The sequence below is a fragment of the Stenotrophomonas geniculata genome (assembly GCF_034508895.1).
In the GTDB taxonomy this organism is placed as follows: Bacteria; Pseudomonadota; Gammaproteobacteria; order Xanthomonadales; family Xanthomonadaceae; genus Stenotrophomonas; species Stenotrophomonas geniculata.
Window position 1 is genome coordinate 1,962,501 of sequence record NZ_CP140571.1, and the last position, 15,523, is coordinate 1,978,023.

A 15,523-nucleotide genomic window follows, 5' to 3' on the forward strand; every position below is an offset into this window, starting at 1 on the left:
AGCTGAAGAGGGTCGCAGTAACCAGGCCGCTGCGACTGTTTATCAAAAACACAGCACTCTGCAAACACGAAAGTGGACGTATAGGGTGTGACGCCTGCCCGGTGCTGGAAGGTTAATTGATGGGGTCAGCCGCAAGGCGAAGCTCTTGATCGAAGCCCCAGTAAACGGCGGCCGTAACTATAACGGTCCTAAGGTAGCGAAATTCCTTGTCGGGTAAGTTCCGACCTGCACGAATGGCGTAACGACAGCGGCGCTGTCTCCACCCGAGACTCAGTGAAATTGAAATCGCTGTGAAGATGCAGCGTTCCCGTGGCAAGACGGAAAGACCCCGTGAACCTTTACTATAGCTTTACACTGAACGTTGAGTTCGTCTGTGTAGGATAGGTGGGAGGCTATGAAACCATGGCGCTAGCTGTGGCGGAGCCATCCTTGAAATACCACCCTGTCGTGCTTGACGTTCTAACCTGGGCCCATTATCTGGGTCGGGGACCGTGTATGGTGGGTAGTTTGACTGGGGCGGTCTCCTCCTAAAGAGTAACGGAGGAGCTCGAAGGTACGCTCAGCGCGGTCGGACATCGCGCACTGTGTGCAAAGGCATAAGCGTGCTTGACTGCAAGATCGACGGATCAAGCAGGTAGGAAACTAGGACTTAGTGATCCGGTGGTTCTGTATGGAAGGGCCATCGCTCAACGGATAAAAGGTACTCCGGGGATAACAGGCTGATACCGCCCAAGAGTTCATATCGACGGCGGTGTTTGGCACCTCGATGTCGGCTCATCACATCCTGGGGCTGTAGTCGGTCCCAAGGGTATGGCTGTTCGCCATTTAAAGTGGTACGCGAGCTGGGTTCAGAACGTCGTGAGACAGTTCGGTCCCTATCTGCCATGGGCGTTGGAGATTTGAGAGGGGCTGCTCCTAGTACGAGAGGACCGGAGTGGACGAACCTCTGGTGTTCCGGTTGTCACGCCAGTGGCATTGCCGGGTAGCTATGTTCGGAAGCGATAACCGCTGAAAGCATCTAAGCGGGAAGCGCGCCTCAAGATGAGATCTCCCGGGGCACAAGCCCCCTGAAGGAACCATGTAGACTACGTGGTTGATAGGTCAGGTGTGTAAGTACAGCAATGTATTGAGCTAACTGATACTAATGATCCGAGAGGCTTGACCATATAACCTCAAGTTGCCTTGGCTTTACGACAGCGTCGTAAGAGCATCCAAGTGCACGCTACGTCACAAGAACTACGAGAGGCAGGCGCCTTATCCGGCTGTATTGGATGGCGACGCTCCAACCGCCTCCCTGGTGAAATTAGCGCTGTGGAACCACCCGATCCCATCCCGAACTCGGAAGTGAAACGCAGCTGCGCCGATGGTAGTGTGGCTCAAGCCATGCGAGAGTAGGTCATCGCCAGGGTTTACACCCAAAACCCCGCTGCTTGCGCAGCGGGGTTTTTCTTTGTGCGCAGGAAATTCCGGGTAATGCCGGCCACTGGCCGGCAGACGCGTTGATGGAACCGCCGCGAGCGGCGGCGCCAACCAAGGTTGGCGACTACCGATGGCAGAGGGATCAGCGGTAGATCCACGCCATGCGTGGATGCTCTCCGCGAGGAACCCAGGCGCCAACCAAGGTTGCCAACTAACCCACAGCAGGCCCGCGCCGCAATCGTTTGCCGAATAGGTCCACGCCGCGCGTGGATGCTCTCCGCGAGAAACCACGGCGCCAACCAGTGCGGGCCGCTACCGGCGTGACCCATCACGCACAACACGCAAAAAAAACGGCGCCCCGCGGGCGCCGTCTTCATCGGGATCACCTGAAAAACGGGATCAGGCGACCAGAGCCTCCTCATGTGCTTCCTGCTGGCGGAACACCGAGACCGCCTCAGTCAGCGTCCCCGCCTGCGACTGCAGCTCACGTGCGGCAGCGGTGGCTTCTTCCACCAGCGCCGCGTTCTGCTGCGTGGCCTGATCCATCTGCACCACGGTCTGGTTGATCTGCTCGATACCGATCGACTGCTCCTGCGACGCTGCGGAAATCTCGCGCATCAGGTGGCTGACATCCTCCACGCCGCCCACAATGCCCTGCATGCGTTGGCCGGCGTCGGCCACCAGCTGGGCACCTTCGCCCACCTGCCGGCCTGCTTCGTCGATCAGCTTCTTGATCTCCTGTGCGGCCGCCGCCGAACGCTGTGCCAGCACGCGCACCTCGCTGGCCACCACGGCAAAGCCTCGGCCCTGCTCGCCGGCGCGTGCCGCCTCCACCGCTGCGTTCAACGCCAGGATATTGGTCTGGAAGGCAATGCCGTCGATGACGCCGGTGATGTCGCCGATCCGCTTCGAGGCACCTTCGATGGCCTGCATGGTATCCACCACCCGCTGCATGGCCGTGTTGCCGTCACTGGCAGCGCTCTGCGTGGAGGCGGCCAACGCACTGGCCTCACGCGCATGGGCGGCGTTCTGGCGCACGGTGGCGGTGAGTTCCTCCATCGATGCTGCAGTCTCCTGCAGGTGCGCGGCCTGGCGCTCACTGCGCTCGGACAATGCGCCGTTGCCGGCGGCAATCTCGCTGGCGGCGGTACTGATCGACGCCGCACATTCCTGGATGCGACCGACCATACGTGCCAACTGCCCGGCCGTGGCATTGGCATCGCGCTGGATCGCAGCGAAAGCGCCGTGATACTCGCCGTGCATGCGCCGATCCAGATCACCGTTGGTCAATGCCGAGAGCATCTGCCGCACTTCGTTGACGGTGCTGCCGAGCGTATCGAGCAGCTGGTTGATGCCACCGGTCAGGCCATCGAGGAAGCTGGCACCTTCAGTGGCCTGCAGGCGCTGGTCGAGGTCACCGGCCGCTGCCGCTGCAACGATGCCGGCCACGGCGTTCTCCAGCGCGAGCTCATGGGTGCGGTCATGCCACTCCACGGCGAAGCCCAGGCGCATGCCCTGCGCGTCGAACACCGGGGTGACCACCTGGGCGAAGTGCACGGGTCCGATCTGCACCTTGCCGTTGTGCGTGACCTGCAGGCCGTTGAGGATGACGCGGATACGGTCCGGGTTGGCATGGAAACGATGGATGCTGCTGCCGACCAGGCGTTCGGCGTCGAAATCGGGGAAGGCCTGTCGCAGCGTCGCCTGCTGGTTGCGCAGCAGGGCTACCACCGAGCGGTTCACATAGCGGATCACGTGGTCGTTGTCAGCGATCATCATCGCGGTGCGCGAGGCATCCAGCGCCTGGCGGATCTGCGCGTTCTCCGCATGCGCCGCCGCCTCGCGTCCACGCTGTGCCTGCACGTGGCGTGCGGTGTCGGCCAGGGCGTGGGCGAGTGAACCCGGTGCATAGGCGCTGGTGTCGGCATGTGCACCAAGATCGGCACCGGTGGCGATGTCACGTGCCAGCGCGGCAAGCCGATGCGGGCCATGGCCAAGGGCCTCGGTCTGCTGCCGAAGGCGCAGTGCGACCTGGCCGAGGAACAAGGTCAGGCCCGCGAACATGCCGGCCTGCAGCAGCGTTGGCCACGCGGCAGCGCCCGCCTGCAGCGGTGCCAGCAGCGCGAGCGTGCCGACGCCACCGGCCAGCCACACCGGAAGGCGATCGCGGTGGCCCAGCAGCACGCCCAGCAGCAGGGCAATCGGCAACGCCGGTGACAGGCCGGCGATCGCGCACAACACGGCCAGCTGCAGCGACAACAGCAATGCCAAGCCGTTGCGGGCGACGGCCCGGCCCGCCTGCGGTCCGCCGAACCACGCGGCTGGCAGCACGGCGACGGCCACCAACGCGGCGGCCTGCAGCTGCGGACCACGCAGGGCCAGCACCAGGCCAGCCAGGGCCAGGACCGCGCTGCCGATCAGCAGGCGGCGGTCAGCGCGGCGGGCGAGCTGCTGCAGATGCGGCAGTCGGGCGGTATCGGGGGGACGGGAGGATGCAACGGACATCGGCGACTCCTGGATCAGCAAACGACAACGGCCACGCCGCGGCGCACGCAGGAGTGCGTGACCAGGGCGCGAGCCGGGAATTCGGGGAATGCGACGCGATCAGCGACGCGGAGACGGGACACCGTGACCACATCCTGTGGGTGGCGGTGCAATGGAGCGGGCATGCGGACTTCCTTGCAGAACCAGACACACGCCGCAGGCCCGACCGGACCTGCGTGCTGCGGACGCAAGGGCCCGCAACTGATGTATCGGCCGCAGACGCGCAGAGTGAAGCGCGCCGGTGCCTGCGCTCAGCCGCCGTTGTCGTTGTTGAAGAAGTGCAGGATCACATCTGCGATCTGTTCCGGATCTTCCATGTGCAGGTGATGGTTGCCGGCAAACACCGCCAGACGGCCATTGCGCAGGTGTTGCAGGCGATCACTGCGCATCGGTTCGGGATAGTACGACTGTGCCGGTGTGGCATAGATCACCTGCGTCGGGCAGGCGATGGCCTGCAGCAGGTTGTCGATCTGCCCTTCGCTGAGGCGGATCGCGGTCGGCAGCATCAGGCGCGGATCGCTGCACCAGCGATAGCCACCCTCGACCGGCTCCACGCCGCGTTCGACCAGCAGGCGTGCACAGCGCTCGCTGAGCTGGTTGGTCATCATCCGCGCGCGGATCGGCGCGGCCAGGTCGGGGAACACGCGCAACTGCTTTCGTGCCAGCCCACGCGTGGCATTCACATGCTCGCGCAGGCGGTTGGCGGTTTCTTCCTCGGGACCACGCAGGCCGCCGAGTGCTTCGATCGCCACCAGCCGTTCGACCCGATCACTGACCGAGGCGGTGAGGCTGGCGATGCCGGCGCCCATCGAATGGCCGAGCAGGTTGAAGCGGTCCCAGCCCAGTGCATCGGCGACATCGAGTACGTGGCAGATCGCGGCGGCCGTGGTGTAGCTGGCACCCGCCGGCAGATGCGCGCTGTGGCCGTGACCGGGCAGGTCGATCGCCACCAATTGCAGCGACGACAGATGCGGCGCCAGCGGCACGAAGCTGGCCGCGTTGTCGAGCCAGCCATGCAGGGCCAACACGCGCGGGCCGTCGCCGTGGTTGCGCAGGCCGGCGACGCGCGCGCCACCGACCTCCAGTTCAAACGGCTGCAGACTCATGCCAGCGAGGCCACGGCCAGCCGCGCCAGGGCGCGAGCGTGTTCCGGATCGGCGTTGAGGCACGGGATGTAGCGCATCGTCGCGCCGCGCTCGGCCAGCGTCTCGGTGAACCCCAGCGCCACTTCCTCCAGCGTTTCCAGGCAATCGGTGGCAAAGCCCGGGCAGACAACGTCGATCTGCTTCACGCCGGATTCGGCCAGCGCCCACAGGCTGGGTTCGGCATAGGGCTGCAGCCAGCGCTCGCGGCCAAACCGCGACTGGTAACCCATCTGCCACTCGTCCCTGCCCAGTTCCAGTGCCCTGGCGATGGCCTGTGCACTGGCCTCGCAGCGCTGCGGATACGGATCGCCTGCATCGGCCAGGCGCTGCGGGATGCCGTGGAAGGAGAACATCAGCTTCTGGCCGCGACCGTGCTGTTCCCAGTAGCGGCGGATCGAGCCGGCCACGGCCTCGACCCAGCCCGGATCGACCGAGTAGTCGCGCACCAGGCTGACGGTTACGCCCGGGTTGCGGCGCTGCCACGCATCGACGCGGTCTTCGACCGAGGCGGTGGTGGTGGTGGAGTACTGCGGGTACAACGGCAGCACGACGATGCGACGCGCGCCTTCGGCGGCGAGGCGGTCGAGCTCGCTGGCCAGGGCGGGTTCGCCATAGCGCATCGCATGGCGAACCTTCAGGGTCGGCAGCAGGGCCTGCATCGCCTGCGCCAGCTGCCGGGTGTGCACCATCAGCGGTGAGCCGTCGGGCAGCCAGACCTGGGCGTACTTGGCCGCCGAACGGCCGCTGCGCAGCGGCAGGATCAACCCGCGCAGCAGCGGCTGCCACAGCAGTGCCGGGATCGAGACCACGCGGGGGTCGGACAGGAATTCAGCCAGGTAACGGCGTACGGCTGGGGCCGTCGGCGTCTCGGGCGTGCCTAGGTTGACCGCCAGCACGGCGGTATCGGGTGCGTCGAGCATGGGCGGTATTGTCGCCGATCCGGCGCCGTGCCGGGATGCAGGGTTCGGATTGCAGGCATAGCGCGCGTCAATGTGAGCTGGGAACGCTCATTGGAGATTCATGACAACACTACTAATTTCAGTCACTTGCTATATCTTCCTATGGACTGACTTCTGGAGCCTGCCATGCGTCGCCCGATCCAAGCCCTGCTGATCGCCGCCAGCCTGCTGTCCAGCCAGGCCATGGCCGGACCGCAGGAAGACCAGCGTGCCCGCAATGCCGTGCGCGTGCTGGCTGAAATCCAGGAAATCCCTGAACAGGGCATTCCGGACAAATTGCTCGACGAAGGCCGCGCGGTCATCGTCATTCCCGACACGATCAAGGCCGGTCTGGTCATTGGCGGTCGCCGTGGCCACGGCCTGATGTCGGTGCGCATGCCCAACGGCGCCTGGTCCAATCCGGTGTTCGTGAAGCTCACTGGCGGCAGCATCGGCTTCCAGGCCGGTGTGCAGTCCTCCGATGTGGTGCTGGTGTTCCGCAACGACCGCAGCCTGGACAATCTGGTCAACGGCAAGTTCACGCTGGGCGCCGATGCCGGTGTCGCCGCCGGCCCGGTCGGCCGCAATGCCGCCGCTGCCACCGACGGCCAGCTGAAGGCCGAGATCTGGTCCTGGTCGCGCGCACGCGGCCTGTTCGCCGGTGTCGCGCTGGATGGTGCGGTGCTGCAGATCGATGATGCCGCCAATCTGGATGCATACGGCAGCAACACCACGCCGCGCATGATCTTCGAAGGCCGCGCCGCCGGTTCGCCGTCGATGGATGTGGTCGCCTTCCGCGATCGCCTGGAAGAGGCCACCTACGCCGCGCGCAACAACCGCAGCGGCAACGGCGGCAGCGCCCCGCGTCCGGCAGCGGTCCCCGCGGTTGCTCCGGCGCCTGTTCAGGCAGCGCCGGCCGCCCCAGCCGAGGCCACCACCGCGCCGCTGCAGAACGTGCCGCAGAACCCGCCGCCGCAGCAGCAGGGATTCCAGCCGGTCAACGACGGCGAAATCCGCACGGAAACGCTGGGCGGAAACTGACTTTCGTCACGCGCGCCGGCTAACACCCGGTGCGCTATGCTCGACAGCCTGATCACTAACGTAACGAGCGTCTTTATGGGCAGTTTCAGCATCTGGCATTGGTTGGTCGTGCTGGCCATCGTCCTGCTGGTGTTCGGCACCAAGCGCCTGACCAGCGGCGCCAAGGATCTCGGTTCGGCGGTCAAGGAATTCAAGAAGGGCATGCGCGACGAAGACAAGCCGAACGCGCAGCTGGGCGATGAGTCGCGCAGCCAGGACGCCTCGCGCACTGCGCAGGACGAGCACGACCGTAACGCTCGCTGATCCGGAGCGGTTGCGGTGTTCGATATCGGCTTCAGCGAACTGCTGGTGATTGCAGTGGTCGCCCTGGTGGTGCTCGGTCCCGAGCGCCTGCCCAAGGCGGCCCGCTTCGCCGGCCTGTGGGTGCGTCGTGCCCGCAATCAGTGGGATTCGGTGAAACAGGAACTGGAGCGCGAACTGCAGGCCGAGGACATCAAGCGGCAGATGCAGGACGTGCGCCAGGGCATGCAGGACACCGAGAACCAGCTGCGCGCCAGCGGTGAAGCGATCCGTCGCGAAGCGCAGGAGGCCCAGCAGCAGGGCGATACGCTGGCGCAGGAGGTTCGCGCACCGGCGCCTGCGGATCTGCCGCCGCATATGAGCGCTGCGCCCGATGCCGATGCGCCGGCACAGGAGAACGTTGCTCCCGAGCCGACGCCGGCGACACCCCCTGAAGCCGGTGCGGCGCCGCCGCAGAGCACGGAGCGCCAGCCATGAGTGAACAGGATTTCGGCGAAAGCTCGCTGGTCGAACATCTGGTGGAACTGCGCGGCCGCCTGGTGCGCGCACTGCTGGGCCTGGGCGTGGTGCTGCTGGCCCTGCTGCCGTTTACCCAGAAGCTGTACAACGCGCTGGCCGAACCGCTGGTGTCGCAGCTGCCGAACGGGCAGACGATGATCGCCACCAACCCGGCCGGTGCCTTCTTCGCACCGTTGAAGCTGACCTTCTTCGTGGCCCTGTTCGTGGCGGTGCCTTGGCTGCTGTACCAGCTGTGGGCGTTCGTTGCCCCGGGCCTGTATGCGCGTGAGAAGCGCCTGGCGGTGCCGTTGCTGGTGTCGTCGGTACTGCTGTTCTACACCGGCTGCGCCTTCGCCTACTTCCTGGTGCTGCCGGCGGTGTTCCATTTTCTGACCACCTTCAGCCCGGACGTGATTGCGATCACTCCGGATGCGAATGCCTACCTGGATTTCGTGCTGGCGATCTTCTTCGCTTTCGGCGGCAGTTTCGAACTGCCGGTGGCGATGGTGATCCTGGTGCTGCTCGGCTGGGTGACGCCGCAGCAGTTCAAGGAAGGCCGCGGTTACGCGATCGTCGGCATCTTCGTGGTGGCGGCGGTGCTGACCCCGCCGGACGTGGTGTCGCAGCTGATGCTGGCGATCCCGATGTGCCTGCTGTACGAGCTGGGCATCCACGCCGCACGCTGGCTGGTGCCGTCGTCGGTAGTGAAGAAACCCGCCGCCTGATGCGGTAGCGCCGGGCCATGCCCGGCGTGCCGGGTTCGATGTGATGCCACCGCCGGGCATGGCCCGGCGCTACCGGTGGGGCCGGTCAGGCGTGGAACACGTCGCTCGAGGTCGGCGTGGTCGGAATCGGCGGCGCCGCGCGGCTGCCGCGGTGCACGAACATCTGCTTCCACGCGGCGTAGACCGCGCCGACATACAGCGGCATCAGCACCGTGGTCAGCACCAGCTGGGCGATGAAGGCCGCGGCCAGCGGGCCACCGATCAGCATCGCGATCTGGATCACGATCACGAACAGGATGTACATGCAGAACGCGGCGATCAGGCCGAGTGCGGCGAACACGAACATCGCGCCGATGTTCTCGATGCAGCCCTGCAGGCTCAGGCGCAGCGCATGCATGCCGCTCTGCTTGTCGAACACGACCAGCGCCGGCTGGGTGAACATCGCCAGCGACAGCGCCACCGCGCTCAGGAACACCAGCAGCATCCACAGCGCGATGCGCTTGGCCGGCAGGTTGGCGACCAGCGCCGCTGCATCGTCCGGCTTGATCTGCTGGCCACTGCGGCTGATCTCTTCCATCTTGGTCATGACCTCGCTGAAGGCGGTGAAGCCCTCGCGGCCGATCATCAGGAACAACAGCGCGCCCAGCAGCAGCACCGCCAGCACCTGGATCGCCAGCGGCACCAGCAGGTGGCTGACGCGGTGGTCGCGGATCGGCTGCAGCAGGTGCGAGGCCACGCCCGGGCGGCCTTCGTCGATCTCGCCCACGGCATACAGCATGCCGCCGAACATGATCGGCGAGATGGCCAGGGTCATCAGCTGTACGGCCATGCCGGCGGCGCCGGGAATCAGCGTCGACAGCAAGGTCACCACCCAGCTCACCAGCAGCCAGGTCAGGCCGATCCGGGCCAGCTGCAGCGGCGCACGCCGGTACAGCGAGAACGTATCCAGCAACCACTGGGCGCCCGCCGAAGCCGGCAGCTTGCGAATCTCTTTCATGGACATCCGGGAAGGACAGGAGGGGGCCGGGCGGCTGCCCGTGCCGCCGATTATCCCTGTTTTGCCGCCGGCTGGGCTGAAGACAGCCGCGCCTGGCGGACGAAGCGGCGCAACAGCTGGCGGGCCAGCGGCGCGGCGCTGACCGCACGCTCGATGCTGCGGGCACAACCGCCGTGGCGACCGATGCAGTCGGCACGGGCGCGCACGTAGCCACGCATGTGGTGGGTGGCGAATTCCGGATGGAACTGCACGCCCCAGGCCTGGCGGCCCCAGCGGAAGGCATGGCAGCCGTCCAGTGGTGAGCGTGCCAGCACTTCGGCGCCATCAGGTGCGCGCAGCACGGTCTGCAGATGGGTGGCATGGGCGGCGAAATGCTGCGGCAGGCCCTGGAACAGCGGGTCCTGCGCCGCCTGCGGCTGCAGTTCCAGCTCGATCGTGCCCGATTCCCGCCCGGCCGGGTTGTAGGCCACTTCCCCACCCAGCGCGTGTGCCAGCAGCTGGTGGCCGTAGCAGATGCCGAACACCGGCAGATCGTCGTGGGCGGTCTGGCGCAGCCATGCGGCGCTGCGCTCGCTCCATTCGGCGTGGTCGGTGACGAAGGCGGCCGAGCCGGTCACCAGCACGCCAGCGAACGCATGTGGGTCGGGCAGAGCGCCACCGTGTTCGACATCGACCACCACCGTTTCGTGTTCTTCCAGCCCGGCGGCGACCCGGATCCAGTGCGGAAAGCGCCCGTAGCGGCGCAGCGACGGTACCGGGCGGCCGGTTTCAAGGATCAGGAACGGGGCTGGGTTCATCCGGGGGCGGCAGGACTGACAGGACTTCCTCGATTGTAGTCAGCCCCTGCGCCACCTTTTCAAGCCCGGCCTGGCGCAGGGTTCGCAGCCCTTCAGCCCGTGCGGCCCGGCTGAAACCGGCCAGATCCATGTCGGCACGGATCTGCCCGCGCAGCCGCGAGCCCAATGGCAGCAACTCATACAGCCCAATGCGGCCAAGGAATCCGGTGCGCCGGCACTCCAGGCAACCGACCGGCCGACAGGGCGTGGCGGCATCTGGATATGCAGCATGGCTATCAGCCAGCACCGCCCAATCTGCGGCGCCGAGGCTGTGCGGCTGCTTGCAGTGCGGGCACAGCGTGCGCACCAGGCGCTGGGCGAGGATGCCGTTGAGGGTGCTGGCCAGCAGGTAATGCGGCACGCCCAGGTCGAGCAGGCGGGTGACCGCCGACGGCGCATCGTTGGTATGCAGGGTGGACAGCACCAGGTGGCCGGTCAGCGAGGCCTGCACCGCCATCTGCGCCGTTTCCAGGTCGCGGATCTCGCCGATCATGATGATGTCCGGGTCCTGCCGCAGCAGGGTGCGCACGCCGCTGGCAAAGTCCAGGTCGATGTTGGTCTGCACCTGCATCTGGTTGAATTCGGGCGCGATCATCTCGATCGGGTCCTCTACTGTGCAGACGTTCACGTCCGGCGTCGCCAGCCGCTTCAGCGTGGAATACAGGGTGGTGGTCTTGCCCGAGCCGGTCGGGCCGGTCACCAGCACGATGCCGTGCGGGCGCTCGACCAGCGCATTCCAGCCGGCCGCTTCCTGCGGGCTGAAACCGAGCTGGTCGATGCTCTTGAAGGCAGCATCGGGGTCGAAGATGCGCATCACGCACTTCTCGCCGAAGGCGGTGGGCATGGTCGACAGGCGCATCTCGACTTCGCGGCCGCCCGGCGAGCGGGTCTTGATGCGGCCGTCCTGTGGGCGCCGGCGCTCGGCCAGGTCCATGCGGCCGAGCACCTTGATGCGGCTGACCACGGCGGTCATCACCGCCGGCGGTACCTCGAACACCTTGTGCAGCACGCCGTCGATGCGGAAGCGCATGCGCCCCATCTCGCGGCGTGGCTCCAGGTGGATGTCCGAGGCGCGCTGTTCGTAGGCGTACTGCAGCAGCCAGTCGACGATGTGCACGATGTGCTGGTCGTCGGCATTGACGTCGCCGGTGCGGCCCAGCTCCACCAGCTGCTCGAGGCTGGGCAGGGTGGTGTTGGCCTCGCCACGCACGTCGCCACGGGCGCCGCGCACCGAGCGGGTCACTCCGTAGAACTCCATGGTGTAGCGGTGCAGGTCCAGCGGGTTGACCACCGCCAGTTCGATGCGGCGGCGGGTCAGGTGCTGCAGGTCGCGGCGCCATTCCTGCACCAGTGGCTCACTGGTGGCCACCAGCACGCGCTCGGCATCCACCGCCAGCGGCAGGAAACGGTGGCGGCGCGCGTAGGCGTGGGAGACCAGCGCGGTCACCGCAGCGACGTCGACCCGGGTCGGGTCGATGCGCAGGTAGCGGCTGCCGGTACGCCGGGCCAGCCACTCGGTGAGGCGCTCCAGGGTCAGTTCGCCGCCGCCGGTGGCGGCCAGCTTGAGGTTGGACAGCAGTACCAGCGGATGCACTTCACTGGCGTTGCGTGCGCCCTGCGCGGAAAACCGCATGCGCTCGCGGTCCTGCTCGGCCACCAGGTCATCGGCGACCAGGGCCGCGGCAATCTGCTCGAAATGCAGCCGTCCCCAGGGCAGCGGGACGCCGCCCGCCTCGCCGGGCGTGCCTGCCGGCAGCCGATGTTCCATCTGCCTGCTCCTCCCGGGTACGGAATGCCCCGCAGGTCGGCCGTTATACTAGCGCACCCCCTTGCCGGCCAAGACTCGTACGCATGTCCGCGACCCCGACCGTTCCGATCACCTTCCAGGGCCTGATCCAGACCCTGAACCAGTTCTGGGCCCAGCAGGGCTGCGTGCTCATCCAGCCGCTCGACCTGGAGGTGGGTGCCGGTACCTTCCACCCGGCCACCTTCCTGCGTGCGATCGGGCCGGAAAGCTGGAACGCGGCCTACGTGCAGCCGTCGCGACGCCCGACCGACGGCCGTTACGGCGAGAACCCGAACCGCCTGCAGCGCTACTACCAGTACCAGGTGGCGATGAAGCCGGCGCCGGACAACATCCAGCAGCTGTACCTGGATTCGCTGAAGGCACTGGGCATCGATCCGCTGGTGCACGACCTGCGCTTCGTGGAAGACAACTGGGAATCGCCGACCCTGGGCGCCTGGGGCCTGGGCTGGGAAGTCTGGCTCAATGGCATGGAAGTGACCCAGTTCACCTACTTCCAGCAGGCCGGTGGCCTGGAATGCCGCCCGGTGCTGGGCGAGATCACCTACGGTCTCGAGCGCCTGTGCATGTACCTGCAGAACTGCGACAACGTCTACGACCTGGTCTGGACCTACGGCCCTGACGGCCAGCCGGTGACCTACGGTGACGTCTACCACCAGAACGAGGTGGAGCAGAGCACCTACAACTTCGAATACGCCGACGTGGAAGAGCTGTTCCACCGTTTCGACGCCTGCGAGCGTGAAGCGCAGAAGCTGGTGGAAGTGAACCTGCCGCTGCCGGCCTACGAGCAGGTGATGAAGGCCAGCCACACCTTCAACCTGCTCGATGCACGCCGTGCGATCAGCGTGACCGAGCGCCAGCGCTACATCCTGCGCGTGCGCGCGCTGGCCCAGGCGGTGGCCAAGGCGTACTACGAGCAGCGCGAGAAGCTGGGCTTCCCGGGCGCGAAGAAGGCCTGACGGCCGCTCCCTCCCTCTCTCAACTTCCGGGGCGCCGGACGCGTTGCGCGCTGCGCCCCCATCACAGGATCGAACCGATGAGCCAACTGTCCCCCCTGCTGATCGAACTGGGCACCGAGGAGTTGCCGGTCAAGGCGCTGCCGGGCCTGGCCCAGGCGTTCTTCGACGGAGTCGTCGAAGGCCTGCGCAAGCGCGGCGTCGCGCTGGAACTGGGCGATGCGCGCCCGCTGTCGACCCCGCGCCGACTGGCCGTGCTGCTGCCGGGCGTCGGCCTGGAACAGCCTGAGCAGCACAGCGAAGTGCTGGGCCCGTACCTGAACATCGCGCTGGACGCCGAAGGCCAGCCGACCAAGGCCCTGCAGGGCTTCGCCGCCAAGGCCGGGATCGACTGGACCGCGCTGGAGAAGACCACCGACAACAAGGGTGAGCGCTTCGTGCACCGCGCGGTGACCCCGGGCGCGAGCACCGCCAGCCTGCTGCCGGAGATCCTGCGCGAGGCGATCGCGGCAATGCCGATTCCCAAGCCGATGCGCTGGGGCGACCACGCCTGGGGCTTCGCGCGCCCGGCGCACTGGCTGGTGCTGTTGCACGGCGCCAACGTGGTCGAAGCCGAACTGTTCGGCCTGCAGGCTGGCCGCGTCAGCCGTGGCCACCGCTTCCACCACGACCAGACCGTGTCGCTGGCGCAGCCGCAGGACTACGTTGAAGCCCTGCGCGCTGCGTTCGTGCTGGTCGATCCGAGCGAGCGCCGTGCGCGCATCGTCGCCGAGGTCGAGGCCGCTGCGGCCAAGGCCGGTGGCAGCGCCCGCATCACCGACGACAACCTGGAGCAGGTGGTGAACCTGGTCGAGTGGCCGTCGGCGGTGCTGTGCAGCTTCGAGCGCGCGTTCCTGGCGGTGCCGCAGGAAGCGCTGATCGAGACGATGGAGATCAACCAGAAGTTCTTCCCGGTGCTGGATGACAGCGGCACGCTGACCGAGAAGTTCATCGGCATCGCCAACATCGAATCGAGGGACGTGGCCGAAGTGGCCAAGGGCTACGAGCGCGTGATCCGTCCGCGTTTCGCCGATGCCAAGTTCTTCTTCGACGAGGACCTGAAGCAGGGCCTGGTATCGATGGGCGACGGCCTGAAGACGGTGACCTACCAGGCCAAGCTGGGCAGCGTGGCCGACAAGGTGGCGCGCGTGGCCGCCCTGGCCGAAGTGATCGCGCCGCAGGTCGGTGCTGACGCCGCGCAGGCCAGGCGCGCCGCGCAGCTGGCCAAGAACGACCTGCAGTCGCGCATGGTCAACGAATTCCCGGAACTGCAGGGCATCGCCGGCCGCCACTACGCCGTGGCCGGCGGTGAATCGGCCGAGGTGGCGCTGGCCATCGACGAGGCCTACCAGCCGCGCTTCGGCGGTGACGACATCGCGCTGTCGCCGCTGGGCAAGGTGCTGGCGATTGCTGAACGCGTGGACACCCTGGCCGGTGGTTTCGCCGCAGGCCTGAAGCCGACCGGCAACAAGGACCCGTTCGCCCTGCGCCGCAACGCGCTGGGCCTGGCCCGCACGATCATCGAAAGCGGCTTCGAGCTGGACCTGCGCGCGCTGCTGGCCAGTGCCAACGCCGGCCTGGCCGCGCGCAACGTGCAGGCCGACATCGGCGAACTGTACGACTTCATCCTTGACCGCCTGAAGGGCTACTACGCTGACAAGGGCGTGCCGGCCACGCACTTCAACGCCGTGGCCGAGCTGAAGCCCGCCTCGCTGTATGACTTTGACCGCCGCCTGGATGCGATCGGCACCTTCGCCGCGCTGCCGGAAGCCGAAGCGCTGGCCGCGGCCAACAAGCGCATCCGCAACATCCTGCGCAAGGCCGAAGGCGAGATTCCCGGCCAGATCGACCCGGCGCTGCTGCAGGAAGACGCCGAGCGCGCGCTGGCCGAAGCGGTCACCGCCGCCATCGACGACACCGGCGCCAGCCTCCACCAGAAGGATTACGTGGCCGTGCTGGCGCGCCTGGCGCGCCTGCGCCCGCAGGTCGACGCGTTCTTCGATGGCGTGATGGTCAACGCGGAAGATCCGGCGCTGCGTGGCAACCGCCTGGCGCTGCTGACGATGCTGGGCGAGCGCCTGGGCAAGGTCGCGGCGATCGAGCATCTGTCGAGCTGAGATGTAGTGCCAAGCAAGCTTGGCACCCACCGGTAGTGCCGGTGGATGTCCATCGGGGTCATTGCCGGCATCGCGCACGATGCCGGCATCCTTGCCTGCGATCACGATGATCGCCACAAAGGCGCGTATTTTGACCGCCACTTAACAACCGATCCCCAATGACG

The 15,523-nt window shown here is 66.7% G+C and carries 12 protein-coding genes and 2 rRNA genes (1 of these 14 running past the window's edge); 8 read left to right on the top strand and 6 right to left on the bottom strand.

Going from position 1 to position 15,523, the window contains the following annotated elements:
- A 23S ribosomal RNA gene (locus RI032_RS09140) occupies window positions 1-1,166 on the top strand; it begins 1,714 nt to the left of the window's first position.
- Between the two features lie 127 nt (window positions 1,167-1,293).
- A 5S ribosomal RNA gene (gene rrf / locus RI032_RS09145) occupies window positions 1,294-1,408 on the top strand.
- A 410-nt stretch (window positions 1,409-1,818) separates the two neighbouring features.
- Here rrf and RI032_RS09150 read toward each other — a convergent pair.
- The 3 genes from RI032_RS09150 to hemH form a co-directional block, all read right to left on the bottom strand.
- Window positions 1,819-3,924 carry a methyl-accepting chemotaxis protein gene (locus RI032_RS09150; RefSeq protein WP_322548168.1) on the bottom strand — a complete coding sequence of 702 codons (2,106 nt, stop codon included), beginning with the start codon at window positions 3,922-3,924 and terminating at the stop codon, window positions 1,819-1,821.
- 290 nt (window positions 3,925-4,214) lie between these two features.
- Window positions 4,215-5,069 carry an alpha/beta fold hydrolase gene (locus tag RI032_RS09155; RefSeq protein ID WP_010482418.1) on the bottom strand — a complete coding sequence of 285 codons (855 nt, stop codon included), beginning with the start codon at window positions 5,067-5,069 and terminating at the stop codon, window positions 4,215-4,217.
- Window positions 5,066-6,028, bottom strand: a complete 963-nt coding sequence (gene hemH / locus RI032_RS09160) for a ferrochelatase (protein ID WP_019337950.1) — start codon at window positions 6,026-6,028, stop codon at window positions 5,066-5,068. Before hemH ends, RI032_RS09155 begins: the two co-directional genes overlap by 4 nt.
- A 165-nt stretch (window positions 6,029-6,193) precedes the next feature.
- On the opposite strand from hemH, the gene RI032_RS09165 reads away from it, so the two are divergent.
- The 4 genes from RI032_RS09165 to tatC all read left to right on the top strand — a co-directional run bounded on the left by RI032_RS09165 (window position 6,194) and on the right by tatC (window position 8,610).
- Window positions 6,194-7,087: a lipid-binding SYLF domain-containing protein gene (locus RI032_RS09165; protein ID WP_322548169.1), complete on the top strand. Its 894-nt coding sequence runs from the start codon at window positions 6,194-6,196 to the stop codon at window positions 7,085-7,087.
- A 75-nt stretch (window positions 7,088-7,162) separates the two neighbouring features.
- Window positions 7,163-7,390 (top strand): Sec-independent protein translocase subunit TatA, encoded by a 228-nt coding sequence (gene tatA, locus RI032_RS09170; protein ID WP_005420453.1) that lies wholly within the window; start codon window positions 7,163-7,165, stop codon window positions 7,388-7,390.
- 15 nt (window positions 7,391-7,405) lie between these two features.
- A complete protein-coding gene (tatB, locus tag RI032_RS09175) occupies window positions 7,406-7,864 on the top strand; it encodes a Sec-independent protein translocase protein TatB (protein WP_322548170.1) in 459 nt (152 codons plus the stop codon).
- Entirely contained in the window at window positions 7,861-8,610 is a 750-nt protein-coding gene (gene tatC, locus RI032_RS09180) for a twin-arginine translocase subunit TatC (protein ID WP_010482410.1), read from the top strand. The genes tatB and tatC overlap by 4 nt, the downstream gene beginning before the upstream one ends.
- A gap of 85 nt (window positions 8,611-8,695) precedes the next feature.
- Here the strand turns inward: tatC and RI032_RS09185 are convergent, their stop codons facing one another.
- From RI032_RS09185 to RI032_RS09195, 3 genes are read right to left on the bottom strand one after another with little or no spacing between them, the layout of a single operon-like run.
- Window positions 8,696-9,607: a BPSS1780 family membrane protein gene (locus RI032_RS09185; RefSeq protein ID WP_019337948.1), complete on the bottom strand. Its 912-nt coding sequence runs from the start codon at window positions 9,605-9,607 to the stop codon at window positions 8,696-8,698.
- 50 nt (window positions 9,608-9,657) lie between these two features.
- Entirely contained in the window at window positions 9,658-10,404 is a 747-nt protein-coding gene (locus RI032_RS09190; RefSeq protein WP_010482408.1) for a glutamine amidotransferase, read from the bottom strand.
- On the bottom strand, window positions 10,376-12,211 hold the full coding sequence (locus RI032_RS09195; protein WP_322548171.1) for a GspE/PulE family protein: 1,836 nt from the start codon (window positions 12,209-12,211) through the stop codon (window positions 10,376-10,378). The genes RI032_RS09190 and RI032_RS09195 overlap by 29 nt, the downstream gene beginning before the upstream one ends.
- Before the next feature lie 83 nt (window positions 12,212-12,294).
- On the opposite strand from RI032_RS09195, the gene glyQ reads away from it, so the two are divergent.
- Together glyQ and glyS are read left to right on the top strand one after the other, a co-directional pair.
- Entirely contained in the window at window positions 12,295-13,206 is a 912-nt protein-coding gene (glyQ, locus tag RI032_RS09200) for a glycine--tRNA ligase subunit alpha (RefSeq protein ID WP_019337946.1), read from the top strand.
- 77 nt (window positions 13,207-13,283) lie between these two features.
- Window positions 13,284-15,359, top strand: coding sequence for a glycine--tRNA ligase subunit beta (gene glyS, locus RI032_RS09205; protein ID WP_057503026.1), 2,076 nt, complete (start codon window positions 13,284-13,286; stop codon window positions 15,357-15,359).
- Window positions 15,360-15,523 lie beyond the last annotated feature (164 nt).